General features: G+C 43.0%; 31 protein-coding genes. 26 read left to right on the top strand and 5 right to left on the bottom strand.

What is annotated here, in order from left to right; all coding sequences use genetic code 11:
- Nucleotides 1-109 precede the first annotated feature (109 nt).
- The 4 genes from CKO50_RS08815 to CKO50_RS08800 are packed head-to-tail and all read left to right on the top strand — an operon-like array spanning nucleotide 110 to nucleotide 4,132.
- Nucleotides 110-1,243, top strand: coding sequence for a type 1 glutamine amidotransferase domain-containing protein (locus CKO50_RS08815; RefSeq protein WP_255229505.1), 1,134 nt, complete (start codon nucleotides 110-112; stop codon nucleotides 1,241-1,243).
- On the top strand, nucleotides 1,236-2,147 hold the full coding sequence (locus tag CKO50_RS08810; protein ID WP_095727853.1) for a dienelactone hydrolase family protein: 912 nt from the start codon (nucleotides 1,236-1,238) through the stop codon (nucleotides 2,145-2,147). The genes CKO50_RS08815 and CKO50_RS08810 overlap by 8 nt, the downstream gene beginning before the upstream one ends.
- A complete protein-coding gene (locus CKO50_RS08805; RefSeq protein WP_095727852.1) occupies nucleotides 2,147-2,848 on the top strand; it encodes a response regulator transcription factor in 702 nt (233 codons plus the stop codon). Before CKO50_RS08810 ends, CKO50_RS08805 begins: the two co-directional genes overlap by 1 nt.
- 21 nt (nucleotides 2,849-2,869) lie before the next feature.
- A complete protein-coding gene (locus CKO50_RS08800; protein WP_095727851.1) occupies nucleotides 2,870-4,132 on the top strand; it encodes a HAMP domain-containing sensor histidine kinase in 1,263 nt (420 codons plus the stop codon).
- Nucleotides 4,133-4,235: 103 nt separating this feature from the next.
- On the opposite strand, the gene CKO50_RS08795 is transcribed toward CKO50_RS08800, so the two are convergent.
- Entirely contained in the window at nucleotides 4,236-4,931 is a 696-nt protein-coding gene (locus CKO50_RS08795; RefSeq protein WP_095727850.1) for a hypothetical protein, read from the bottom strand.
- A gap of 241 nt (nucleotides 4,932-5,172) precedes the next feature.
- On the opposite strand from CKO50_RS08795, the gene CKO50_RS08790 reads away from it, so the two are divergent.
- Nucleotides 5,173-6,024 (top strand): GNAT family N-acetyltransferase, encoded by an 852-nt coding sequence (locus tag CKO50_RS08790; RefSeq protein ID WP_095727849.1) that lies wholly within the window; start codon nucleotides 5,173-5,175, stop codon nucleotides 6,022-6,024.
- A gap of 6 nt (nucleotides 6,025-6,030) precedes the next feature.
- On the opposite strand, the gene CKO50_RS08785 is transcribed toward CKO50_RS08790, so the two are convergent.
- The gene (locus tag CKO50_RS08785) at nucleotides 6,031-6,927 is read right to left on the bottom strand and encodes a LysR family transcriptional regulator (protein WP_095727848.1); all 897 of its coding nucleotides are present in this window, start codon (nucleotides 6,925-6,927) and stop codon (nucleotides 6,031-6,033) included.
- A gap of 109 nt (nucleotides 6,928-7,036) precedes the next feature.
- On the opposite strand from CKO50_RS08785, the gene CKO50_RS08780 reads away from it, so the two are divergent.
- From CKO50_RS08780 to CKO50_RS08735, 10 genes are all read left to right on the top strand, one after another.
- Nucleotides 7,037-7,792: an SDR family oxidoreductase gene (locus CKO50_RS08780; RefSeq protein ID WP_045989452.1), complete on the top strand. Its 756-nt coding sequence runs from the start codon at nucleotides 7,037-7,039 to the stop codon at nucleotides 7,790-7,792.
- Between the two features lie 316 nt (nucleotides 7,793-8,108).
- The gene (locus CKO50_RS08775) at nucleotides 8,109-8,489 is read left to right on the top strand and encodes a BlaI/MecI/CopY family transcriptional regulator (protein ID WP_095727847.1); all 381 of its coding nucleotides are present in this window, start codon (nucleotides 8,109-8,111) and stop codon (nucleotides 8,487-8,489) included.
- A gap of 3 nt (nucleotides 8,490-8,492) precedes the next feature.
- Nucleotides 8,493-9,821, top strand: coding sequence for a M23/M56 family metallopeptidase (locus CKO50_RS08770; RefSeq protein WP_095727846.1), 1,329 nt, complete (start codon nucleotides 8,493-8,495; stop codon nucleotides 9,819-9,821).
- 1 nt (nucleotide 9,822) lies between these two features.
- On the top strand, nucleotides 9,823-11,172 hold the full coding sequence (locus CKO50_RS08765; protein ID WP_095727845.1) for a peptidoglycan DD-metalloendopeptidase family protein: 1,350 nt from the start codon (nucleotides 9,823-9,825) through the stop codon (nucleotides 11,170-11,172).
- The gene (locus CKO50_RS08760; RefSeq protein ID WP_095727844.1) at nucleotides 11,165-12,388 is read left to right on the top strand and encodes a DUF418 domain-containing protein; all 1,224 of its coding nucleotides are present in this window, start codon (nucleotides 11,165-11,167) and stop codon (nucleotides 12,386-12,388) included. Before CKO50_RS08765 ends, CKO50_RS08760 begins: the two co-directional genes overlap by 8 nt.
- A gap of 88 nt (nucleotides 12,389-12,476) precedes the next feature.
- Complete coding sequence (locus tag CKO50_RS08755; protein WP_095727843.1) at nucleotides 12,477-13,061, top strand: GNAT family N-acetyltransferase; 585 nt, start codon at nucleotides 12,477-12,479, stop codon at nucleotides 13,059-13,061.
- 116 nt (nucleotides 13,062-13,177) lie between these two features.
- The gene (locus tag CKO50_RS08750) at nucleotides 13,178-14,110 is read left to right on the top strand and encodes a class I SAM-dependent methyltransferase (protein WP_095727842.1); all 933 of its coding nucleotides are present in this window, start codon (nucleotides 13,178-13,180) and stop codon (nucleotides 14,108-14,110) included.
- A gap of 151 nt (nucleotides 14,111-14,261) precedes the next feature.
- Nucleotides 14,262-15,284 carry a sensor histidine kinase gene (locus CKO50_RS08745; RefSeq protein WP_095727841.1) on the top strand — a complete coding sequence of 341 codons (1,023 nt, stop codon included), beginning with the start codon at nucleotides 14,262-14,264 and terminating at the stop codon, nucleotides 15,282-15,284.
- Nucleotides 15,278-15,988, top strand: coding sequence for a LytTR family DNA-binding domain-containing protein (locus CKO50_RS08740; protein ID WP_010604559.1), 711 nt, complete (start codon nucleotides 15,278-15,280; stop codon nucleotides 15,986-15,988). Before CKO50_RS08745 ends, CKO50_RS08740 begins: the two co-directional genes overlap by 7 nt.
- 18 nt (nucleotides 15,989-16,006) lie before the next feature.
- Complete coding sequence (locus tag CKO50_RS08735; RefSeq protein ID WP_095727840.1) at nucleotides 16,007-16,861, top strand: acyl-CoA thioester hydrolase/BAAT C-terminal domain-containing protein; 855 nt, start codon at nucleotides 16,007-16,009, stop codon at nucleotides 16,859-16,861.
- A 43-nt stretch (nucleotides 16,862-16,904) separates the two neighbouring features.
- On the opposite strand, the gene CKO50_RS08730 is transcribed toward CKO50_RS08735, so the two are convergent.
- Nucleotides 16,905-17,669 carry a helix-turn-helix domain-containing protein gene (locus CKO50_RS08730; RefSeq protein ID WP_039495644.1) on the bottom strand — a complete coding sequence of 255 codons (765 nt, stop codon included), beginning with the start codon at nucleotides 17,667-17,669 and terminating at the stop codon, nucleotides 16,905-16,907.
- The gene (locus tag CKO50_RS08725; RefSeq protein WP_010371767.1) at nucleotides 17,647-18,108 is read right to left on the bottom strand and encodes a carboxymuconolactone decarboxylase family protein; all 462 of its coding nucleotides are present in this window, start codon (nucleotides 18,106-18,108) and stop codon (nucleotides 17,647-17,649) included. The genes CKO50_RS08730 and CKO50_RS08725 overlap by 23 nt, the downstream gene beginning before the upstream one ends.
- A 133-nt stretch (nucleotides 18,109-18,241) precedes the next feature.
- Between CKO50_RS08725 and CKO50_RS08720 the strand changes: the two genes are divergently transcribed.
- The 3 genes from CKO50_RS08720 to CKO50_RS08710 all read left to right on the top strand — a co-directional run bounded on the left by CKO50_RS08720 (nucleotide 18,242) and on the right by CKO50_RS08710 (nucleotide 20,173).
- On the top strand, nucleotides 18,242-19,249 hold the full coding sequence (locus CKO50_RS08720) for a phytanoyl-CoA dioxygenase family protein (RefSeq protein ID WP_095727839.1): 1,008 nt from the start codon (nucleotides 18,242-18,244) through the stop codon (nucleotides 19,247-19,249).
- 115 nt (nucleotides 19,250-19,364) lie between these two features.
- Complete coding sequence (locus CKO50_RS08715; RefSeq protein WP_095727838.1) at nucleotides 19,365-19,835, top strand: DUF3291 domain-containing protein; 471 nt, start codon at nucleotides 19,365-19,367, stop codon at nucleotides 19,833-19,835.
- A gap of 119 nt (nucleotides 19,836-19,954) precedes the next feature.
- Complete coding sequence (locus tag CKO50_RS08710) at nucleotides 19,955-20,173, top strand: DUF6500 family protein (protein WP_095727837.1); 219 nt, start codon at nucleotides 19,955-19,957, stop codon at nucleotides 20,171-20,173.
- Between the two features lie 51 nt (nucleotides 20,174-20,224).
- Here the strand turns inward: CKO50_RS08710 and CKO50_RS08705 are convergent, their stop codons facing one another.
- Nucleotides 20,225-20,410: a hypothetical protein gene (locus CKO50_RS08705; protein ID WP_010604566.1), complete on the bottom strand. Its 186-nt coding sequence runs from the start codon at nucleotides 20,408-20,410 to the stop codon at nucleotides 20,225-20,227.
- Nucleotides 20,411-20,556: 146 nt separating this feature from the next.
- On the opposite strand from CKO50_RS08705, the gene CKO50_RS08700 reads away from it, so the two are divergent.
- The 8 genes from CKO50_RS08700 (at nucleotide 20,557) to CKO50_RS08665 (ending at nucleotide 24,846) form a co-directional block, all read left to right on the top strand.
- Nucleotides 20,557-21,354 (top strand): PhzF family phenazine biosynthesis protein, encoded by a 798-nt coding sequence (locus CKO50_RS08700; protein WP_095727836.1) that lies wholly within the window; start codon nucleotides 20,557-20,559, stop codon nucleotides 21,352-21,354.
- Nucleotides 21,341-21,781, top strand: coding sequence for a GNAT family N-acetyltransferase (locus CKO50_RS08695; protein WP_095727835.1), 441 nt, complete (start codon nucleotides 21,341-21,343; stop codon nucleotides 21,779-21,781). The genes CKO50_RS08700 and CKO50_RS08695 overlap by 14 nt, the downstream gene beginning before the upstream one ends.
- A 41-nt stretch (nucleotides 21,782-21,822) precedes the next feature.
- Nucleotides 21,823-22,281: a YaiI/YqxD family protein gene (locus CKO50_RS08690; protein ID WP_010371749.1), complete on the top strand. Its 459-nt coding sequence runs from the start codon at nucleotides 21,823-21,825 to the stop codon at nucleotides 22,279-22,281.
- Nucleotides 22,282-22,283: 2 nt separating this feature from the next.
- The gene (locus CKO50_RS08685; protein WP_095727834.1) at nucleotides 22,284-22,730 is read left to right on the top strand and encodes a GFA family protein; all 447 of its coding nucleotides are present in this window, start codon (nucleotides 22,284-22,286) and stop codon (nucleotides 22,728-22,730) included.
- Entirely contained in the window at nucleotides 22,717-23,112 is a 396-nt protein-coding gene (locus CKO50_RS08680; protein WP_095727833.1) for an ACT domain-containing protein, read from the top strand. The genes CKO50_RS08685 and CKO50_RS08680 overlap by 14 nt, the downstream gene beginning before the upstream one ends.
- 31 nt (nucleotides 23,113-23,143) lie before the next feature.
- Nucleotides 23,144-23,692 (top strand): HPP family protein, encoded by a 549-nt coding sequence (locus tag CKO50_RS08675; protein ID WP_095727832.1) that lies wholly within the window; start codon nucleotides 23,144-23,146, stop codon nucleotides 23,690-23,692.
- A 52-nt stretch (nucleotides 23,693-23,744) separates the two neighbouring features.
- Nucleotides 23,745-24,278, top strand: coding sequence for a GrpB family protein (locus CKO50_RS08670; protein ID WP_095727831.1), 534 nt, complete (start codon nucleotides 23,745-23,747; stop codon nucleotides 24,276-24,278).
- Between the two features lie 298 nt (nucleotides 24,279-24,576).
- Nucleotides 24,577-24,846, top strand: coding sequence for a hypothetical protein (locus CKO50_RS08665; RefSeq protein WP_095727830.1), 270 nt, complete (start codon nucleotides 24,577-24,579; stop codon nucleotides 24,844-24,846).
- Nucleotides 24,847-25,027 lie beyond the last annotated feature (181 nt).

Raw genomic sequence — 25,027 nt, 5'->3', positions numbered from 1 at the left:
TGTTTTTCGCTTTTTAAATCATGTGAATTGACTTCACATCCATTTCACACCTGTCCGCATAAAGTGTCTGTAACAAAACAACACAAGGGTCAACAGGCCCGAGGACAGAATGATGAACAAATCACTATTAACCTTATCTCTCATTGCTGCCTTATCAGCAACTTCAATCAATGCGGTTGCACAAGATAAAAACACACCTCATGTGCTCATGGTGCTCAGTAGTTATGGCGAAATGGGTGCTGATGGCACCTTAAGCAAACCTGGATTTGAATTTGACGAGCTCAGTAAAGCGTATGCCGTGTTCAAACAAAATGGCGTAAAAGTCACGTTAGCCTCGCCGAAGGGCGGTGAACCGTTGGCAGATAAGTTCGATAAGAACAAATCCTATAATCAAGCATACAGTAATGATACGACTGCGATGGCGCAGCTTAAAAACACTAAAAGACTGAGTGAGTTAGAGCCCGCGCAATACGATGCTGTGTTTGTGGTTGGGGGTAAAGGCCCAATGTTTGACTTGCATGATTCCAAGCCGTTACAGGCAATTATTCGCGAGATCTACGTTAACAACGGCGTAATTGGTGCGGTGTGCCATGGTCCTGCGGCATTGGTAGGTGTAAAGCTTGAAAATGGCGAGTACTTAATCGCTGGTAAGCGAGTAAATGGTTTTACTAACGAAGAAGAAGTAGCGTTTGGTAAAAAATGGACCAAACAGTTTCCATTCCTACTTGAAGATAAACTCATTGAACGTGGTGCATCGTTTGTGCAAGACGGGTTGATGTTGAATCAGGTAAGTATTGACGGTCAATTGATCACAGGGCAAAACCCTTTTTCTACGGTAGATACTGCTAAAGCGATGGTTGCGGCACTAGGTCTGACGGTAAGCGAGTTACCGCGATTCAAAGACGATGAAAGTATTTTACTGGTAGAGCAATTCTTTTCAGATAGCAGCAAAGCGAAGGCGCGTTATTTAGCGGATAAGTCATCGTTTGATCTTATGTTGCTCGGGATCTCTGGTTTATATCAAGCGCAGCATGCGCAAACTGCTCATCAACTTGCCGTGGCCGTTGAGTTGATGCAATTAACCCTTGCAGATATCGATCACCCCATGCTGTACGAAGCACTAATAAATGCACAGCTCAAACTAAATGATATGCCTGGTGCAAAATCCACATTAGAAGCAGCGCTTAAAAAGCATGGTACGGCAGAGAATCTGATTGCACTAAAAGAGAAAGTTTATGGTTAAGCAAAACTGGAGAAAAGCAATGTTAGTAGTGACTGGAATTATCGCGGGCGTTGCCGCTGTTTGGTACGCAGTATTTGGATTAAAGCCATACAGCGTTACGCCGGAGGAATTAACGCAAATATATAGCTATGAGCAAAAAGTGGTGGAGGTAAATCTATCGCCATTAAAAACCAATCACTTTGTGCTTGAGTACACGACGTTTGATGGCGATAAAGTCAATGGTCATATTCTCTACCCAAGTAATTACGACGCGACTAAACCAATGCCCGTTATGGTGGGTGTCCACGGTATGGGCCGAAGTGATGTACGCTGGATACAAGAGAGCTTTAAGGGGCGTGATACGTTTGAGCAAACGGATGAACTTACCAAAATGGCACTAGCAAACGGGTATGCTGTGATTGCCATTGATTCAAGAAATCATGGTAAGCGTAAAAATCTTGAGCATAATATTATTGAAGTTATGCATGATTTAGATTGGTGGGGCAAGCGCGAGCCGTACGAAAAGTTAATTATTGATTCGGTAAAAGACCACCGAGTATTGCTTGATTGGATTGCAACTCAGCCGCAATTTGATCTAGACCAAATCAGTGTTGCGGGATATAGCATGGGAGGTCAGATCAGTTTAATTCTAGCGGCGCTGGATAAACGAGTAGATAATGTATTATCAATTGTGCCACCTTACCTGACTAACGCTGTGGCACGAGTGGCGATTAAAAATTTTGCGACGGCAGTTGATTCTCCCAAGGTGTGGTTGGTCTCGGCTGATGACGATGAATACGCCAGCGAGCGTGAAAATAAAGCACTATTTGAAGCCATTGCGAGTGAGCAAAAACATCACGTAGTCATTGAAGGTGGGCATCTCTTGCCAGAAGGCTACTACAAAAAACTACAAGGCTGGTATTAATGAAAGCAAGCTCACAACTCAATATTTTAGTGATTGAAGACAACCCCGCGATTGCAAGTAATATAGCCGATTACTTCGATATGCAGGGACATAATCTGGACTTTGCTTATACGGGAGAGCAGGGTTGTGAGCTTGCATTAACGCAATATTTTGACTGTATTATTTTAGATATTATGCTGCCAGATATTGAAGGGCTTGAGGTCTGTCAGCGATTAAGGCTTCAAGCCGACAGGCATATTCCCATCATCATGTTAACAGCTCGAGATACCTTGGACGATAAATTAGCAGGATTTGCGCAGGGTGCGGATGATTACCTCACCAAACCTTTTTCGCTAGAGGAGCTAGCAGCTCGAATCAGCGCATTAACTTGTCGACTAAATCCCACACCTGCTACAAGAACACTTGGCGTGGGGAACGCAGATAAACAGGTTACGCTCAATTACCAAAACCAAACAGTAACGCGGGGTGAGACTGCACTCGTGTTACCACCAATATTGTTCAATATTCTTAAAATTTTGATGGAAAGTTATCCTCGAGCGGTATCAAAGAGTGAGCTTGTTGAGCGTATTTGGGGCGAGGAGGGCACTGACTCGGATTCTTTACGGTCACATATCTACCAATTACGTAAAGCGGTAGATAAGCCATTTCCAACTGCCATTATTAAAACCATTCACAGCGTTGGCTTAGTGCTGGATTTATAGCTGAAATTGCAACTGAGAAAAATGAAAACAAAACAACTAAGAAACCGCATCATCACTTATTTTGTCTCTATCGTCGTGTTGCTCAGTATATTATTTTCACTGATCACTTTGCTTTTCAGCTACATTATAGAAGACAGCTTTTTTTATCAAATTTTAGAAGATGAAAGAAAGCAGATAGCGCTTCAAATCGTCAATAACGAGACACCAGAACCGCATTTTGACTTCGTCACATTTCATCCAACAACCGACACTTTACCTGCGGTGGTAAGAACGCTACTCGCTGAGGAACCAAACCGTAAAGAGTTTAGTGCTGAGGCGGGTAAACATTATCATATCGCCTTTCTAAACAAGGATGACCGTGAACAAGGCTTATTGCTTGCTGAAGTAAGCGGCCATCTTGTGGTGCGCGAACTGCGAGGCTTGATGCTTGGTTTTTCACTGACCTTATTGGCGATTGGATTAATCATTGCGTTATTGTTAGCACTCGGTACGGTAAAGCTGGCAAAAAAATTACTTAAACCTTTGGATGAGCTAATGGTAATTGTAGAGGCGAGTCCCGTTGAAAACCTACCGACCAATTTTGCATCTCAGTTTTCGCAAAATGAAATTGGTAAATTTGCACAAACGCTAGAATCGGCCCTTACTCGCATTCGAGCATTCGTTGAGCGTGAACGCCAATTTACCAGAGATATTTCCCATGAATTGAGAACACCTGTCACCATTTCCCAAGGGGCGGTTAGTTTACTCAACCACACCGAGTTAAATAGTAAACAGCAGGAGTTGGTGGCAAGGATAGCGGAGTCTGATCAGCAGATGCAGCTAACACTAGAGACGCTACTTGCCCTTGCCCGGGAAAAAGCCGATACACTGGAGCAGACTAATCTACAATCCGTGATTGAAGCGTGCATTATCAATAATCAAGCGCTGTTTGAGCACAAAGTCCTAACTATCGACTTACCCGCCAATGTATTTGTTTCTATGGCCGCGCAGGAGCTAAGATTGGTAGTGCAAAACCTGTTACAGAACGCTGTACATCATAGCCAAGGTGAGCAAATTCATATTCGTTACAGAGATAATACACTAACGATTGCGGATAATGGCCAAGGGTTACCAGAGATCTTTACGGTAAACGAGCAAGCCTTTGAGTCTGGCATGCGGGGTCCCAATAGTTTAGGTACTGGCATTGGGTTATCGCTAGTAAAGCGTCTTTGTGAGAAGTTTTCTGTGGAGGTGGTGATTGAAAGTGGCGAAACGGGTGTATCGGTTCACTTAAAGTTTGCTTAGGGTCGTTGTTGACCTGACCCAACACACAATGAAAAGGCACGGTGACTTCCGTTATCGTGCCTTGAGAGAGTTTAATTGATACAGCTAAGCTTCTTAATTGAACTTAAGAAAACTCAGCGATAACCAATACTCTCTTGTGTTTAGCACTATAAAAAACAATCCCTTCGCCACCGCCCTCAAAATATGTGGAGAAGCAGAAGGTGCCAAGGTAGGCAAAATCTACGTCATGCTCTTCATCAAAAAAGCCAATTTCACGAGTGGAGTAGTGGCTGTAGTTCTCGCCACTTTGCTCATCCATAGCGTCAAAATAGCGCGTTTCATCATCACCTTCTTCATCCCACAAATAGGCGTCCCAATTGCAACCGAGTATGGGTTGGCCACCGAATTCAAAGAGCGGAACGCTTTCATCATTTTCGTCAAGAGAGTAGTTAAGTCGTAGATGTTTGGCGTAGAAGCTGGCTGCTTGCTGATAGTATTCGCTATAGTCTTCAAAATCCTCCTTCTCTTCACTTAGGTTGTCAACATTGTGAGCGTCAACTTGCCACCCATTGTCTGTCAGTGAGTAGGAGATATAAGGAAGGTCGCCATCAAAAATTTCCATAGAAATCGGTAATGCGATAAGTACATTGTCATCACTGTTTGCGTCTAACTTTGAATAGGCAAGTAGTCCTATTGGTAATAGCTGATTGTCGTTAAACGCGACATCTTGGCTACTCGGGAATGGCTTGTAAAAATCAGTCGCTTGTAACACTTTTATCGCTGGGCATGAAACTGCCGAATCTTTAATGTAGAGGGCCATAAAACAACTCCTTTTTATGGTTTATTTTTTTGGTAATTAATACGTTAGGATTGTATTTAGTGCACACCATATAGCGATGTGTGTGGAAAATCAATCAGTGTAATAACAGTTCGGGCGTTAGCGTGCCTGTCCTTTATATTTTCTCCAAATTTGTAGCTTATCATGCTTATGATAGGGCCATTGCAGTGCTGGATTGTCCGCTATAATACAAACTACATCAGGTGAGAAAAGTAGATACGCCATGGAAAATAGAACATTTAAAATAAAAGTAATGGATTTAACTGAATTAGAAATTGCAGCAAAGTGGGCTCTGCAAGAAGGGTGGAACCCTGGGCTTAGCGACGCTAAGTGCTACTATCAAGCCGATCCAAATGGCTTTTTAATTGGCTATCTAGGCGATGAACCTATCGCTTCGATTTCGGTGGTTAAGTACGATGATTCATTTGGTTTTTTAGGCTTTTATATTGTTAAACCAGAATATCGAGGTCAGGGTTATGGGATGCAGATTTGGCAAGCAGGACTTCGATATTTAGCTGGTTGTAACGTCGCACTGGATGGAGTGGTCGCGCAGCAAGAGAATTACAAAAAATCGGGTTTTAAGCTCGCCTATCGCAATATTCGCTACGAAGGAGTGGGTGGAGGCGAAACGCCTGATTGCACAAACTTAGTGGCACTTGAAAGATTACCGATAGAAGAGGTCATTGCTTACGACAGTACGTTTTTCCCAGCAAAAAGAGTAGCCTTTGTTGACGCTTGGATTAACCAGCCAAATTGCCACGCTTTAGGCACTAAACAGGATGACACACTTGTAGCCATAGGTGTGATCCGCCCTTGTCACGTAGGCTATAAAATAGGTCCTCTTTACGCTGATAGCGTAGAACTTGCAGAGACGCTCTTCTTAGCGCTTAGGTCCAAGGTATCAGCAACTGAGGCCATTTACTTGGATGTGCCAGAAGTAAATGCCGCTGCTGTTACGCTTGCACAAAAGTACAAGATGTCGCTTTCTTTTGAAACCGCAAGAATGTACACCGCTGAACGCCCCGATTTGCCGTTAACGCGAGTGTTCGGTGTAACTTCGTTTGAAATTGGCTAGTTTGATTCAATCGAAGCGGTATTGCTGATAGGTTGAAGTCAGTAGCTCAACAAACTCCCGTACCTTTGCGGGAGTATATTGCTTCGACAAGTACAGTGCGTGAATAGGATAACTTTCGTCGTGTAGTTCAGGTAGTAGCTGTACACAACTGCCCATAGCTAATTCATCTTTAAATGCCCATAGCGGCCCGTAATGCACACCAAGGCCAGCGTTTACCCAATTTTTTAGCACTGCAATACTGTTGGCGATGAGTTTACCACTTACCGCAACGGCTTCACGATGCAGGCCTTTACCGAGAATGAGTTGATCACCAAGCTTAGGTTTATTGTAAAAGATAAAATCCAGTTTGCTTAAATCGCTAAAGCGTTGCGGTTGTCCCATGCGCTCAATATACGATTTAGAGGCCACCAAAACCCGTGGTACATGGCCTAGTTGTCGGCAAATCAAGGAGGAATCATCCAGTTTGCCAATCCTAATTGCAATATCGATTTGTTTAGCCTTGAGATCTTCGAAATGACTGCCGAGCAGTAACTCGATATTGAGAGCTGGATAGGTGGTTACCATGGTTTGTACCACAGGAGCAATGAAGCGCTCTGCAAAGTCGTGTGGAGCAGCAATCCTTAATGTACCAGAAGGCAGTGCCGAGGTGCCTGAAATTGACTCTTCTAATTCCCTTTTTTCATCTAGCAATTGTTTTACGCCTTTATAATACTCAAGCCCAACCTCAGTTGCGGCCGTTTGCTTGGTGGAGCGCTGTAAAAGCTTTACTCCTAATCGACTTTCTAAGTTTGCGAGCTTTCGGCTTACCGAGGAGGGATCGGTACCTATCACTTCAGCCGCAGATTTGAGGCTGCCAGATTCAACGGTAAGAACAAACAAATCTTCTTCAGTAATCGATTTCATAGCGGATGTAAAAAATGCAATTAGTAAATGACTAAAATCACTATACCTGTATCCCTTTCACCTAGCTACACTAAAAGTCGATTGAATATTTCAAGTAGGAGAAATAGGTATGTCTAAGCAGTTAACAGGTAAGGTCGCGTTTATCACTGGGTCAGCCAAAAATATGGGGAAGGATTTTGCTATTGCGCTGGCAAAGCAAGGCGCTGATCTTGTCATTCACTATCATAGTGCCCATTCTAAACCACAAGCACTTGAAACTCAGAAGGAAGTTGAAGCGCTGGGTGTTAGGACGACGCTAGTACACGGAGATGTCAGCAATAAAGCGCAGGTAATGAATATATTTGAGCATATTATTAGTGAGTTTGGCGGCGTAGATATCGTTATCAATAACGCCGGTACTATCAGTAAAAAACCGTTTGTTGAGTATAGCGAGGAAGATTTTGACAGGCTATTTGGGATCAACTGTAAAGGAGCATTTTTTGTGATGCAAGAAGCCGCTAAACATATTCGTGATAACGGTCGGATCATTAATATGGGCACTTCGCTGCTGGCAGCATTTACTGGAAATTATGCGCTCTATGCTGGCTCAAAAGCACCACTTGAGCATTTCACTCGTGCGCTGGCAAAGGAAATCGGACATCGAGGAGTGACCGTCAATACCATCGCACCAGGTCCAATTGACACTGACTTTTTCCATGGCGAAGAAAACGAGCAAACCGTTAATTATTTGCAGTCTGCAAGTGTAATGAACCGACTAGGGCAAGTAGACGATATTACCCCTGCGGTGCTTTATCTTGCGTCGGAGCAATCACGCTGGACGACTGGGCAAACTTTGTTTGTTAACGGAGGCTTTGTCACTCGTTAAGTATGCTATTAGGGCACAACACGATCGGCGTATAGAGGTTCTGCTTCTGACTCAAGGTGAGCGTAACGGTTAAAAGCATATCCAAGCAGTAAGGCAAGCGCAATGACGGGAAACACAATTAGCAGTCATAATTTATGGCGAATATTAATTAGCTCTAGCACTACAGATAACTCATTTTTTACATATCAACTTGAAGTATAAGTGCTGCTAGTATCGCCATTTTTCGTTGTGAAAATTAAAAAAGCACAATGTGCGACTTGTGTCGCACTTTTTTGTTTGTTAATGTGTGACATATGTCGCAGTTGTGAGAAAAACAATGAAACCAAACTCAACCGAACTAATCGTTTTAAAGATCCTTTGGCGCGAACAGCCAAGAACGGGCAAAGAAATTCACACAGAAATAGGCTCAAAGCTCAGCTGGAGCTACTCATCAACTCGAAAAACCCTTGAGAGAATGTGTGAAAAGGGTTATCTCGCCGAGCAAATGCAAGGCAATAAAAAAATATACTCAGCTGTCCTTGCGAAGGTACCGACTCTTGCACTTTATGCCCAAGAGTTTGCTAGGCAAATCATGGAGTTGGATGAGCCACTTCCAGTCGCTATGTTTTCAGATAGTAAGTTAATTGCAGCGGATGAATTAGATGAATTAGAAGCCATGTTAGATGAGTTAGCTAAGACGCAAGGTGATAAAGAGTAGGGTATGGAACTAATATTACTTTCGGTCTTGCTGTGGATGGCGCTTAGTGGCTTAACGTACGCGCTTGGAGTGAAATTTTCTGCTCGGTATGTACAGAATAAAGGACTTTGGTGGGGCGTGTTGGCAGTGACTTTTGTGCCTTGGATCCCACTTGAACACATGGGGCAACACAACGCGATTCCAGCCGTATTGTTTAATGCCAATTTACAACAATTTGCAGAGCCGCTGCTGGCAATGACGAAGCGCACTCAAGTTGGGTCTGACTGGCTAAACCTGACGCTCATGGCTGTATTTATAGTCTATTGCGTTGGACTTATTGCTCATTTTTTGGTACTTGGGCGACAGTATTGGCGAGTAACGCGCCTCTGTAGTACCGCCTCAAAAATAAAATTCGGCGCACGGAGTTGCTATCAATTGCCAATTACTTGCTCTCCTTTTGTGTTCGGACTGTGGCAACCTAAAGTGTATTTGCCGGTGGAATTTGACACGCTACCAAAGGCAGAACAGCAAGCACTTATTCTGCATGAGTTAACCCACATAGATAAAGGCGATCACATTGCTGTCGTAATTTGGCGAATATTCGCGACGCTTGCTTGGTTTAATCCGTTTATTGCAAAAATGGAACTGGGCTTTATTCGAGCGATGGAATATCGCTGTGATGAGGTGACGATAGCGAAACATAGCCTTGAGCCTTTGGCTTATAGCAAAGCATTAATGAACTCTTTAAAACGGGCTGCTGCTCCGCCGAAAACGATGAATATGACTGCAAGTTTTGCGTCTAATTCATTGACTTTAGATGACTATAAAAAGCGTTTTAGCGTTATTCTTAAATCTAAAAAGAAGCCAAGTAACCTTGTGTTGATAGGGTTTTTTGTGTTGCTTAGTACAGGTTTAGCCTATGGCAATATTCAGTGGACAATGGGAACCGCAATGGTCAGTAAAACATGGACATACCCAGTCGCCACCCCTGAAATAACGTCAAGGTTTGGGCATGTATCGAACTTTCGTCACAATAAAGCACATCAAGGACTGGATTTAGCTGGCGGCGTTGGTGAACCTGCGATGGCGGTTGCCAGCGGTACGGTCACGATTGCTGATGATAAAACCTTGCCTGAGAATTACGGTAAAGTGGTGTTGATCCATCATGACAATGGTTATCAAAGTCTCTACGCACACCTTGATAGCATTGATGTTGAAGTGGGTGAGCAAGTATCGCAAGGAGAAGTGATCGGTACCATAGGTGAAACCGGTCGAGTCACTGGTCCACATCTACATCTAGAAGCTCTGCATAACAACACGCGCATTGATCCGTTGACCTTATTGGAAAATTAACATGATTAAAAAGCTTTCTATCGCCATTGCAATGATGGCAACTTTTGGCTGCTCGAAACAACCCGAGCAGATACATTCGGTTAATAAAGCGAAAGAGAACACCCTTGTGTCGGCGCAAGCAGAACAAAGCCAAGCTGTTGTACATAATGGATCTGCTGAAGACTCAGTCGCGGCCCAAATCCAAATCACAGAGGAGCTAAAGCCAGTTCAAGATGTTCGCTTACTTGAACTTAAATCGGGTGAGAGTTTAGCGAATCTTTTAAGTGAGTTTGCGTTCAGTGACCGCGATAGTTGGCTGGTGGAACAAGCCGTGAGTACGTGGACATCACTGACTAAACTCAAGGCTGGACAGTTAATAGAAGCAGAGCTTGTAGACGGACAAGTACAGCAGATCCGCTTTGAATATGCATTTGCACAGGTTATTGAGATTAAAAGAGTAGATGAACACTGGCATGCATCGCTAAGTGAGCTTGAAACCGTCACGCAAACAAAGCGTTTATCGACAAGCATAGATTCTAGTTTTTTTGTGGACGCCAGCAAAATCGGGGTACCCAATGACATTATCAATCAAAGTATCGTGGCCTTATCTCACCTTGTCGATTTTCAAAGAGAAGTTTACGCTGGCGATCAAATCGATTTCGTATTTCAAGAGCAGCAGCTTGTGGCAGCCGAAGATATACTCAAGCAAATCTCCAAACCTTCAGCATTACAACATGTTGCGCTACTTTCAGGAAAAGAAAAATATCGCTTATACCGGTTTACTGATAATGGCGGAACGACCGCTTTCTACCACCCAGATGGTACCCTCGCGCAAAGCTTTTTAATGAAAACTCCGCTTAACGGTGCTCGGTTATCGTCAAACTTCGGTAAACGTCATCACCCGGTATTGGGCTACACCCGAATGCACAAAGGGATCGATTTTGGTGCGCCTGTTGGTACGCCTATTATGGCTGCGGGTTCTGGAAAAGTACTCAAAGCTGGGTGGGGCGGCAGCTTTGGTAATCGCGTAGTGTTAGATCACGGTAAAGGGTATCAAACACTTTATGCTCACTTAAATGACTTTGCGAACGGCCTCAAGGCTGGGATGCGAGTAAAGCAAGGAGACGTGATTGGCTATCTTGGTAATACCGGCCTGTCGCAGGCGCGTCACTTACATTATGAAGTGCATAAAGACGGAAAAGCCATCAATCCACTCACCCTAAAACAACCAAAAAACACCAAGCTAAGTGACACGCAATTTGATGAATTTAGCGCGCAGGTTGCACAAATTACCACACTGCTCGATAGCGAAAACACAAAGCTTGCTCACCATGATGGACAGTCGGGCCGCATAGGTAATGCCGATGACTAGTCCTGAAAGAAATCGCATTAACAGCCTCGACTTTATTCGCGGGATAGCAATCCTATGTATTTTACTTATCAACATCGAAAGCTTTGCCTATCCCAATCCATGGGGCAGTTACCAACATGGCTTTATGACGGATATAGACAGTGAGGTAAGGTACTGGGTTTATGTATTTGCTCAGGGCAAGTTTTACGGACTGCTGGCGATGTTATTTGGCGCAGGTCTCACCATTATTCTTCAAAAACAGCCATTTGAATTTGCTATTAAATTAAGTGCGGCTAGGCTAGTGGCTTTATTTATACTCGGCCTTGTTCATGCTTATTGCATTTGGAGTGGCGACATTCTCTATCACTATGCCGTGATAGGAATGATTGCCACCACCATCATATTACTTGGCACCCGGGCCATCAAAGTCAGCATTGTAATTTGTTTGGCGTTTATGTTAGTTGCAGGTTTTGGCAGAGCAGAGCGCACCATCGCCCAATACGATGCTTACCAAGCAGCACTCAATGTGGACGAAGCGTCTCGCACACGAGACCAGCAAAAAGCGATTAATCGGTGGCGGAATAAAACCGAACCACGGACACCCACCCATCGTACTTTGGAAGAAACGCCAAGCTTATCTGAGTATTGGCAGGAAAACTTTGACAGCCCGCAGGTCCACACAGGTAAGCTGTTTTATTCAAGTATTTTTTGGTCCACGTTAATGATGATGCTGATAGGCTCGCAGCTGTTTCAATGGGGATTGTTTTCAAAGACTAAACTTAGCCCATTTGCGGTTGTGGCACTGCTTTGCTTGATTGCGGTGTCGTGTTATGCCACTCAAGCTCGTTATTTTCATTGGCTGCAAAGTTCACATATCCCAGTGTTGTCTTACGCTAAACAAATGGTCATCGTACTTAACCGGGAGCTGCAAGCGATTGTTTACTTGGTTTTGTTATCTTTGCTATATAACAGTTGGTTGCATCGATTCAAACCCCTGGAGGCGATAAATCAAGTGGGTCGATTTGCACTGAGCAATTACATTGGACAGTCACTGTTATTGGTGGTGATATTTTATGGCTTTGGATTACATAATACGCTAAGTCGCAGTGAGCTTTTGCTCTTATGGCTTGTTATTATGGCAGGGCAGCTGCTATTAAATGTGATTTACGGGCGATTCTTTAAGGTGGGACCCGTTGAACGTGTATGGCGCAAACTAACGATTACGTTACATGCATAATCGACTCGAATTTTTTACAAATTCGAACTTCATACCTAAGCTAATTTTGACCTAATATTGAAGTCGATACGTTAGCTTGAGGTAAAGTATGGAAATAGAAATAACACAAGGATGGGACATTGAGTATGCACAAGCGGCTGCTGAGCTTTATGTTGACGCGTTTGGTAGCAAATTCAAAGCTGCAGTGCCGGATCGCAATAAGCTGGTCACTATTATCGCGAAGAGCTTCATCTCAGAATACTCTTTTGCTGCCTTTGTAGACGGCAAGTTAGTGGGGATTGCGGGCTTTCAATATGGCAAAAGCGGGTTTACATCGAATATGGGCTTTACTGGACTTATTGACGAATTAGGCTTGCTAGGCGGGGTTAAAGCCGCAGCGGTGTTTACCCTATTTGAGCGAAAGCCTGCGCCGAATGAAGTGGTGATGGACGGCATCGCTGTTGCAAAATCGGTCAGAGGGCAAGGTGTTGGCACTGCGCTTCTAGTGGCACTGCAGCGCTATACCAAACAAAGCGGGTTTCACGCATTACGACTTGATGTAATTGATTCTAATCCCCAGGCAAAAAAGCTTTATATGAGAATGGGCTTTGTTGCCTCCCATCACGAAGATTTTTCTTATCTCAATTGGTTAATTGGTTTTAGCGGGGCAACAACGATGTTGTGGCGTCCATAGGACCGGTTTTCTTTGCTGCAAAAAATAAACGTGAAAGATAAGCAGGCCTTAGGCATTTGCTTTTGCTATGAAGTAACAAGTAAAATGCCGAACTTTACGCATAACCAGACACCGACATGACAGCAATAAACCCTGTATCGACCCTCCTTAATCATTTGCAAACCCAAGCAGTACCAAACGAGCTTAGGCGTCTATTTCATGGACGTGGTCGTTGTTATGAAGGGCTTGAACAAATCACAGTAGATTGGTTACAAGGTCAGCTCTTAGTCTCTTTATTCAAGGAGCACGACGTTGACCTTATTGCGTCGTTAAAGCAGGCATTATTATCACTTGAGGAGACAGAAGCATTTAACGGAAAGCTCTCTGCTATTTTGCTGCAACATCGTTATTTGCCTGACTCAGATCTTGAGGTTTTGTATGGTGAATTAACTGCTATGCCCATCGTTGAAGAAAATGGACTTAAATATGGCTTAAAGCTTGGCGTAAAGCAGAACATGGGACTGTTTTTAGATATGCGTTTGGGTCGTGAGTTTGTTAAAGCTCAGTCAGCGAGGGCTCGGGTACTTAATCTGTTTTCTTATACTTGTGGGTTTTCCGTCGCGGCGATTGCGGGCGGTGCTGCCCATGTTGTGAATCTAGATATGGCAAAAGCGGCACTCAAGCAAGGCCGAGTCAACCATCAACTCAATGAACACGACCTCAGTAAGGTGTCTTTTTTAGGCCATGATTTATTCAAATCTTGGGGAAAAGTGCGTAAATATGGGCCGTACGACCTTATCGTAATTGATCCGCCAAGCTTTCAAAAAGGCAGCTTTGCATTGACCAAAGACTATCAACGTATTTTAAGAAAGCTTCCTGAGTTACTTACGCCAAATGCCCAAGTGTTGGCGTGTGTGAATTCTCCCGATGTTTCAAGCCAATTTCTGATTGATGAAATGACCAGAGAGGCACCAACGCTCACATTTGTTGAACGTTTACAAAACCCACCTGAATTTAAAGACATTGATGAGCAAAGCAGCCTCAAGTGTTTAAGATTTAAAGCAAGTTAATCTATTTTTTAGCACTTTAACTTGGATGTAAAAGTGTGGACTAATACAGATAACCATTTAGCATTGAAAAGCGACCATTCAGCAACATTCAAAGTGCTTTTCGACGCTAAATGCGTACCATGAACGTATTCCGTCACTATTTGTATTGATTATGGTCAATCTCACATTGCAGCGAAATGAACAATTCGCAATTTTAGCCATCGTTGCCGCAATAAGTTTTGCTATCAGTCTTACCGATTGGGTGCAGCGGGGCATGTTTTTGTCGGCAAATATCGCGCTTTCTTCTATTTTGGCGGTTGTGTTCCTCTACTGGTTACCTATGGTGATAAGTTACGTACTCATCATCCGTTTCAAGATAGGCAATTGGCCGCTGCAATATATCGGCTTTTACGGACTGATGGTAATGGGCTGTTTATGTTGGGGTGTACTCAGAAGTGGAATGTTAAATACCCATGCATTTTCACTGTTTGAGGCGCTAACCATCGCACTGCCTTGGTCTAGCGGTATTTTTGTGGTGATTAAGTTCTACCTTTCCCAAAAGTTGTTGAAACAAGAAAAACAGCTTCGTCAACTTGCTGAAATTAAGTTATTACACAGTCAGTTAAACCCGCACTTTATGTTCAACAGCCTCAACACAATTGCAGCCTTTGTACCAAATCAACCAGAAGCAGCACGGTCTTTGGTTCATAATCTCGCTGCGGTATTAAGATATTCATTAACGCACTCTGTGACAAGCGGAAAAATACCGAGCAAAGTGTCCGTTGCCGATGAGCTAATTGCACTAAATCAATGGTGCGAGATAGAGCAAAGCCGGTTTGGGGATGCGCTTATCATCGACTTTGATATCGACGATGCATTATTGAGCGAAGTAATACCGCCAATGATTTTACAGCCGCTTTTGGAAAATGCAGTGAAACATGGCAACAGTAGGCCGCTTCACATTGATGTATCAATCAAAAAGTTAGCTAACCAGTTAGTGTTTAAAATCAGTGACAACGGGGTGGGCTTTAAGGAGCAGGACATATTGAGTTCGTCAGATGCGGGACTCGGTCTTTCGATCACGCGCTCACGGTTAAAGTTAGAAGAAAATGCTGAACTTAGGCTTGGTAACGACATGCACACAGGTGGTGCGGTTGTCAGCTTTTCACTCACACGAGGAGCAAAGGAATGTTGAACATTGCCATTGTGGAAGATGAGCAACCAGCCATTGATAAATTAACTGAACAACTTAGCCAGATCACCAAGCACAACTTGGTACTGACTTGTAACACGCCATTAGTATTTCTTGATACATATCGAGAACTTGCGATAGATATTGTCTTTGTCGATATTAACTTGCCAGAATGCAATGGTGTTACTTTGGTCGAGAAACTTCAAGGAACGGGGTTTGCAGGTGCGATAATTTTTACCACGGCCTACAGTGAGTTTGCGGTTGAGGCCTTTACGCTCGGCGCGGTTGATTATTTGCTCAAACCGTATAGTACTGAACGCTTAGCGTTGGCGCTATCAAGAGTCAATCGTGTTATCGCGACAGGATTCGCCGCTACTTTAACGAGTAAGGTGGCGGGGAAAACCTCACTAATTGATGTCAGCAGTATCGAACTTATCAAGCTAGAATACGGTCAAGCCATTGCGTTTAGTAATGGACAGCAATATCCCATTGATGGCTCCCTTGAGGAGATCCAACAGCAATTGCCAACACATTTCTTAAGAGTTCACCGTAATGCCATTGTAAACCAAAGCGCGATAACGGCGTTTGAACGCTGGGTTACAGGGGGTTACCTTGTCAAGTTGCGAGATAGCAATTTACAAGTTGTGACCAGCCGGGGCGGTGCAAAACTACTCAAACAACAACTGAGCAACATAGGGCTCAGCTAACTCAAAAAAGGTAATAAAATGATGAAAACTATAATGCCATTTTCTTTGGTAGGGCTTCTTGCGGCCTGCTCAAACACGACTATACCAGATGTTAAACGTCAGTTTATCGATGATGGTCAGACTCATCCATTGGTTGTGGTGTTAGGTGGCAGCGAAGGGGGGAATACACTCGCTAATCCTCAGTGGAAACCATTTTTAGATGGATTTAATGATATTGGTGTCTCAGTAGCTGCACTTGGTTATTATGGCACTGAAAATACATCGAGCAGTGCAGCTGAATTATCTTTGGACGATATAGCCAAACGGATAAAAGCATTGAGTGCAGACCCAAAGATAAACCCAAATTGCGTGGCGGTGTATGGTTTTTCTAAAGGAGCGGAGCTTGCGTTATTACTCGGTGCGCACTTTGATGAGATAAACCATGTAGTGTCCGTCATGCCTAGTCACGTAAGCTGGAATGCTGTTAAGACCTTGTCTTCTCGCTCGAGTTGGATGCTTAGCGGCAATGCTCTGGACTACATTGATGCACCCCTGTTGTCATGGAAAATGCAAAAGGGGAACGTAACGGGAGAGTTTACACCTGCCTTTGAGGCTGCATTGGCAGAGGCAACGCCTGAAGCAATTGCAGCCGCTCGCATCCCGGTTGAAAACACCAATGGGCCAGTGCTACTGGTCTCTGCCAAACACGATGAAATTTGGCCATCGTACAAAATGGCCGGATATATTGAAGCTGATTTACGCGAAGCTAGTTTTTCTCATCCATTTAAACATATCGCACTTAACTCGGGTCACTATAGCTTTAACAAAAAAGTGCAAACCGAGGTAAATCAATTTTTAAGCGAAACCTTGGTAGCACGTTGCGCGAATAAATAGTAATAAATTCACCTTGCTTTTGTATTGCTGGTCGTTGAAAAATTTACCGAGCTGCAGGTAACGTTGTGTCTGCAGCTTTTAGTCGCTTTGTGTATTTTGCCGGTGTGATCTGAAAGATAGTTTTAAACTCGCGAATAAGATGAGATTGATCAGCGTAGCCGCAATCGAGCGCGAGTTGAGCGATGTTAATGTCAGGTGTTTCTCTCAGTTTTTGTTTAGCCAATCGAACTCTATAAATGCGAGCTAAATGTTTAGGGGTGATCCCACAATGTGTTTTAACTTGTCTCTCTAATTGCCGTTTTCCGATCGGAGTTTGAGCATATGCTTGCTCTAAAGGGGTCATTGAAACAATATGCTCAAGGAGTATTTGGGTATGTAGGATAGAATTCTGTCGAGGAATTGGCATATTCAATATCGGCTCTAGAAGTCGAAGTAATGCTGTCAGATTGGCACTAGTTTGCAGCGTGTTCAACAAGGGCAATATATTATTGGGATTTGCTATAGGGTGTTGCAGCGTTTTCAGAAATGCCAGTCCCGCGGGTTTAAAGCGGATCCCGAAAAAACATGCCTGTTCAGAATAGTTGACTTTGCTAGACTGAATGGCAATTGGTTGCAGATAAAAGGGGGCTGTGAGCGGATTGTCATTGAAGCTAACGAGTCCACGAAGAGGGAAAATAAATCCAGTTGCCCCGTCGCTTGGAAGCCAAGTTTCTCCGCGCTTATGTGATTGTGCAAACCAGATAGCTTGCACATAGTTAGCGATTTCACCTGTTGGGTTTATTAATTCAAGCGTTAGTTCTGTGCTCATTGAACTCTACATTTGGCTTAAACATTTTCACGATCCGATTCCAGCTGTTGATGGCATTAATAGCGATAGTTAACGTGGTCAATTCTTTATCATCAAATTCTACATTGAGTGTTTGATAAAAAGCATCATCAATCACTTGTGCGTTTGTCAGCTTTTCACAAAGCGCTAATGCCAGTTTTTCTTTATTGGTGTATAACGGCATGTCTTGCCATGCACTTAATCCAATAATTCGATTAGTGGTTTCACCATACTCTAGTGCCTGTTTAGTGTGCATTGCAATACAAAAAGCGCATTGATTGATTTGTGATGCTCTAAGTTTAACAAGCTCCCATATTGTGATTCCAAAAGTTGCGTGGGCTTGCTGTTTTAATAATTCCTCTTGTCCCAATAAGTGCTGAATAAGTTCAGGTGCCTGATTGAAGTAGTCTGCTCTTTTCATTTCTGGATCCTCATGTTTAGTGATACGTATAGTGTAATGAGGTGTAAGCGGTAAAAATTGAAAAAAAACGTCTTTGTAATAAAATTTTAAGGAGGCAACGCATAACTCTAATTTAAAGGATGGTTGTAAAATAATGTGCGATGTAAACCTTGCTCTAGCGCTTTATCATTTATCCACACTTAAAAAAATCTGGCTTCAGGCCAACAATACTTTTACAAATAAACAGCAGCAGGGAGAGTCTGTCGAGTTCGAATTATATAAAGCGACTTTTGACATACTTGGGCTAAGTCAATCTCAAGCACATCAATTACAGTTTCAATATGCTCATGATTACGATAGCTTTATTGATGCAATTGTAACAATCGCTCAGCCAAGTAGTGAAAAAATAGCACTGCTAAAACATGTCACCTGTCATATGCCTTGCCCCGGCAGTTATCAAGAAAAAATAGTTGCTGTTCAAAATATGCCGGATGTACTCACTGAGGACGACCTGAAATGCTGGCAGGACAACGGCTATGTCATCGTTAAGAATGCAGTGAGTGCTGAAGGCTGCGCCAATGCGAGAAACGCCATCCAAGACTATTTGGAGATTGAGTTAGCAGATCCAAAGACTTGGTATAAGGTTAACCAAGAAAAAATGAGTCGCAGTATGGTGCATTTGGTACAACATAAAGCACTGGAAGACAATCGGAATTCAATGAGAATTCATAAGGCCTTTAGTCAGTTATGGCAAAGCGAACAACTGATAGTTTCAGCCGATCAGTGTGGGTTCAACCCGCCTGAAACTGCGCAATCTAGCTTTCAAGGTCCTGATCTACATTGGGATTTAGATTTCTCTAAGCAACTCAAGTTTGGCACGCAAGGGATTTTGTATCTATCAGACACTGAAGAAAAGCAGGGGGCGACAACGGTTGTGCCAGGATTTCATACAAAGCTAGAGTCATGGCTTGCAACTGCCCCATGGGATCCCTGTATTCCAAATACAGAATACTTACATCAATTGGGTTCCATAGCAATTGCAGCCAATGCAGGAGATATGGTGATTTGGCATCAATTTTTACCCCATGGTGGCAGTGCGAATACAGCAAGTGCACCTCGTATAGTGCAATACATTAATATGCATCCATTTCCAGAAATGTAGAAGGTGAAAAAATCTCTATTTGGTTAAATTTTGTCTTAACTTGGCGACGAGCAAACAGTAGTATGATTGTGAAGTTTGGGAGAATGTAGCAACTCACCACAAGGAAAAGCCGTCGATGCAATTAGCACAACTCAATATAGCCACCGCTAAATACCAAATGGATGCGCCAGAAATTCAATACTTTGTAGAAAGTCTAGACCGCATTAATTTACTCGCAGAGCAAAGCCCTGGCTTTATTTGGCGCTTAAAAGATGAAACCGGTAATGCAACAGAGATTAAGGCGTTTGATGATCCAAATATTATCGTGAATATGTCTGTATGGCAGTCGGAGCAAGCGCTCAAAGATTTTATGTTTAAAACCGCGCATAAGGAATTCTTGGCGCGTAAAAAAGAATGGTTTCATCGCGCTGAACAGGAAACCTACGTGTTATGGTGGGTTGAAGAGGGCCACATCCCGACACTTGATGAGGCCAAAGAAAGGCTCGATTACCTGCGTCGTTTTGGAGATTCGACTTATGCCTTTACGTTTAGAAATAGTTTCACCGAACTAGACGTAAGGGAGGGGGAAACTTGTGAAGAAGATTAATCTTGTGCACCGATGAAATGATAATCAACCGTAAAGGTGTAGAGCCGCGTGGAGTGGTGAATACTGATGATGTTGGTGGTACACTAACCGCAGAACATTATGTATGGATTTAACGAAAAATGCGCGCGGCACTAAGAAGCAAGATAATAGAAGTATGTGATAAAAAAATCGCACAAAAAGGCGATAACGTTGGCGTATCATTTTACGCTTTTTTTGCCAATAAAAACACGGACCCTGCACTACTTATGGAAGCGGCGACTTGGTGGATACAAACTCACGAACTAGACCACTTTGAAAAGGCGTTAAAGATAAAAACAATGGTTGAAAGTGGAAAATAGGCCTTAAAGGACATGGTATTGGGCCATCAATCGAGATGACCCAGCTGGCAGTTACAGCGTGTAAAACGACACAAAAAATACCGCAACAGATGCAAGTGCAAACATTGTGTACTCGGTGATGGTTTGTTTGCGTTTCTCATCATCAGTTTTAGGGGCTGTCGCTATCATTAGCAGGCTAGTGACAAACATTGCTAATGAATATAAGCATAAGATTGATAAAGTAGCATCTGTAAACATATAAGCCTCGACTTGGTTCTACTCATTTTAACTACGCGCATCATGGCCACACAGATCAACCTCCATACACGTTTATTTAAGTTGTATTCGCTTCTAATTACAGTAAATTATACTGTGTTTTTAGGTGTTTCTGAAAGGAGTAAAAGATGCAAGTTGAGTATTTTGTGGTTGACGCATTTACGCGTAAACGTTTTGGTGGTAACAACGCTGCAATCGTTGAGGTTGAAAATTGGTTTAGCGATGCCCTAATGCAGCAGATAGCCATCGAAAATAACCTTTCCGAAACTGCCTTTTTGAAGCATGCTGGTAACAATCATTATGAGATCCGGTGGTTTTCTCCAATAACTGAAATTGACTTTTGTGGTCATGCAACGCTCGCCGCTGCGTATGTGCTCTTCAATCACAAGGGAAAATCAGGTGAGATAAAATTTCAAACCCAAGAAGTTGGAACACTCACTGTTAAGCAAGAGGGTGATGGTCGCATTGTGATGGAATTTCCGAGCTTAGCCCCTGAGTTAGCTGAAGCTCCCGACGTTCTATTAGAAGGGCTTAACGTAACACCAACGCAGGTACTTAAAAATCGTCAAGCATACTTTGTGATTGTTGAGACTGAGCAGCAAGTTCGTAGTTGTGAGTACGACAGCGATAAACTGAAAACCCTTGCGCCTTTTGATGTAGTGGTGACAGCAAAAGGCGATGACGTTGATTTTGTGTCGCGCTACTTTTGGCCCGCCAACGGGGGCGATGAAGATCCGGTTACCGGTTCAATTCATGCCGGGTTAGCGCCATACTGGGCAAAAGCACTAAACAAACAGAAACTTCATGCGCATCAAGCTTCAAAACGTGGCGGTGAGCTATTTTGTGAAGTGACTGATACGAATGTCATCGTATCTGGGTTTGGTGTACTTTACGCAAAAGGAATATTCGAAATTGAGGACGAATGAGATTTGCTTCATACAGGCAAAAGAAAGTGACTTTGACTACCTAGTGGCGCTGCGTAAAGCGACCATGGTGCCGCACTTAGAAAATGCCAGACTGTGTTTGACTGACGCTGAACATAAAGCCAGAGTATTATACGAATACCCAAGCTCACATTTGATATACGTGAACGAAAAGTGTGTTGGCTTGGCCAAGTTTAAGCAACGTGAACATGACTATTACCTCTTTCAGCTGCAAATAGAGCCCCAGCAACAAGGAAACGGGCTCGGTGCACAAGTCATTAAAAGCTTGATAGAAACCCACTCAACATTGCCTTGGGTATTGACGGTGCTTAAAGCGAATCCCGCGAAGCGTTTATACGAAAAGTTGGGATTTGTGCAGTTTGATGACGATGAACACGAGTTTCATTTTAGGCGTGAACCTAATCCCTAAATTTAGTATTCTCTAGCCAATTTAAATTTAAAAGAGTTGTTATGGCAAAACAAATATGGGTAGATGCCGATGCCTGTCCCGTGGTGATAAAAGAAATGCTGTTTCGCGCTGCAGTGCGTACTTCTACCACGGTTACATTGGTTGCAAATCAATACCTAAAAACGCCTCCGTCTCCTTTTATTCAAAAGCTTCAAGTCCCAAAGGGATTTGATATTGCGGATAACGAAATCGTGAAGCGCGTTAATGAAGGTGATTTGGTTATTACCGGCGATATTCCACTCGCAGATGAAGTCATTGAGAAAAAGTGCACCGCACTCAATACGCGCGGTGAATTGCTGACGAAAGAAAACATAAAATCTCGCTTAAATATTCGTGACTTTATGGACACGATGCGTGCCAGCGGCGTACAAACTCAAGGGCCACCACCTTTGTCTCAAGCTGATAAGCAAAATTTCGCCAATCAATTGGATACTTGGATCACCAGAAACACAAAGGGGTAGGTATGGCTTACAAGGCGAGTTGTTTGTGTAAAGCGGTTCAAGTTGAGATCCGTGGACCAATCAGCGATATCATTCATTGTCATTGTTCTTTATGTCGCAAGTCTACAGGCACAGCTTATGCCACTAATGGCTTTGTGCTGTGGAGTGATTTTGTGATTCTCAGTGGCGAAGAGGCACTAAACATCTTCGAGTTTAAACCTGGAAGAAAGCGCCACTTTTGTAAACATTGTGCAAGTCCAATCTTTAGTTCGAATGAAAGCGATCCAAAGCGGGTGAGATTAAGGCTTGGCATTTTGGACTCGGATATCAAAGAGCGGCCAATATCACATAATTTTGTCTCTTCAAAAGCCAATTGGGACGACGTAGATGCGTCGCTTCCTCGTTACGATGCATTTGAGCCTAGTCGAGATTTATCATCAACATCGGGAGGTAATTATGACGGGTATTAGCGATTTATCTCAATTATTAAAAGACATTTCGCCGACGCTTGATGAAACACCTCATGTATTTTGTACAGTACAAAAAAGCCTTGCTGAGTGCCTAACTTTCGAGCCAATTGCTACTTTTATGGAGAGCGAGGGTTTAACGCTGGTGGTCACCAAGCAAATGGCAGACGAGCACGGGTTGGATTACAGCTGTGTGATGAATAAAATTACTTTGCAAGTGTATTCAAGCTTAGAAGCCGTGGGATTAACGGCTGCATTTTCTAATGCACTGAAAGGTGTTGATATTAGCGCGAATGTAATTGCTGGCTTTTATCATGATCATATTTTCGTACCCGTAAATGATGCTAAGCGGGCGGTACACACGATACAAGCGTTAGCAAAATGACATTGATAAATATCGAAGATTGTTAGGTAGTATGAAAGTTTACTTTAAAAGAATGGCCTCCAAAGGTATGTGCCCTCCAAGAAAGCCGCTTAAGAAAATCCTTTGGTCATGGGTTGGTGCAATGGTAGGGATCTTGTTGATCACGGTTATTTCTAACCTCGCTTTACCATATGGTGTTGGCAGTGCATTGCTCATTGGCTCTTTTGGTGCAACTGCCGTTTTACTCTATGGCGCTCCTATGGCAGAGTTCTCTCAACCGAGAAATTTACTGGGCGGACATTTCTTTTCTGCTTTACTAGGCGTCAGCATTTTTATTTTGCTCGGAGAAGAGAGTCTGTTTGCAGCACCGCTTGCAGTATCGCTTTCAATTGTCGTGATGCACTTTACTCGAACTTTGCATCCACCCGGTGGAGCGACTGCGCTAATTGCTATTATTGGTGGTGAGTCTGTTCATAACTTGGGATATATGTACGCATTTTATCCCGTGTTGGTGGGGGCTGTGCTGATGTTATTGGTCGCGCTGTCTGTGAACAATATGTCGCGCAACCCCAAGCGGCATTACCCAGTTTATTGGTTCTAACTATTTATATAAAAACTTAAAAGAAACTTAAAAGAAACTTAAAAGGACAGGCATGTCAAAAATTGAATTCGTCCCTTACCAATTAGTCCCAGCTAGCTTTAATCCATGGCGTGAAATATTTGTTGAAGTGGCAGAAGAAGTGATGGTGGCATTAGCACACCCTGAACTTGAATTTCTACACTTTGGTTCAAGCTCTTTTAAGGTTGCCGGCAAAGGGATTATCGATATCTCTGTGTTATACAAACCCGGGCAATTAACGCAAGCTGTTGAACATCTTAAAAATTTAGGCTTTAAAGATCAGCACAGCGATAATCCATTTCCTGATACTCGACCTAGAAAAGACATCGCGGTGGTGTATCAAGGTGAGTTGTTTCAAGTGCATGCTCATGCTATCGAAAAAGGGAGTGAAGAACATATAAAGCAAGAAAAATTTAAAGCATATATGCTTAGTAACCCTGACGCGCGTGCGGAATATGAAACTCAGAAGCAGTTAGTAATAGCACAAGGTATAGCCTCTCAAGATGAGTACGGAAAAGCTAAAGCACCATTTGTAAAACGCACTTTGAAGGACATCCACTTTAATTAACTAAAGCTCGAATAACGCATATCTATATAGCTGGTAGTGTTAGGACAACGGCTAAGATCTAACACTAACAGCTTGCTATTTACTCTATGTAGGCACCTTAGGCATCGCAGATGCGATATTAATGGTTATCTAGTTATATTATAAGTTTTGAAAGGACAGGCACTTAAGCTTATCTATATCGATTTAGATAATTGCTGGATCTTTTGTCGCTTGATACTAGGTAACTATTTTTTATATACAGTATTATTCGCCTAGCCTATACACCAGTATTAAGCCATAAAATAAAGAAATATCCGATATGATCCCGGCGATTGAAACGAATCGATTAAGATTGTTTGCACCTAATAAAGATGCTTTTGAAATGTATAAAAAGTTTTATACAGACGGATCCGCTTCGAAAATGTATGGTGGGCCAATCGGATTAGAGCAAGCTTGGGCTAGGCTTAAGGCTGATGTTGGCTCTTGGTATTTATCTGGTTTTGGTGTGTGGGTAATTCAACTAAAGTCGAACGATACTATGCTGGTACATGTGGTTTTTGGCAAGGTAAAGAATGACCAAAAGAATTAACATGGGTGGGTGTTACCCGAAACGAGAGGCCAAGAAGTCACGACTGACGCTTCGCTCCCTGTCTTAAAATATGCTTACGATGTATTTGATTGGGGAACAGTTGAGACTTATTGTAGTGGTCAACTAATTCCGGACAGTGAATTAAGTTTTTCTTCTGCTACTGCTGGAGCTTGCATATCGT

This window comes from Pseudoalteromonas sp. HM-SA03 (genome assembly GCF_002289345.1).
Classification (GTDB): domain Bacteria; phylum Pseudomonadota; class Gammaproteobacteria; order Enterobacterales; family Alteromonadaceae; genus Pseudoalteromonas.
The sequence above is the reverse complement of the archived record's forward strand: the minus strand, read 5'-3'. Positions and strand labels throughout refer to the sequence as shown.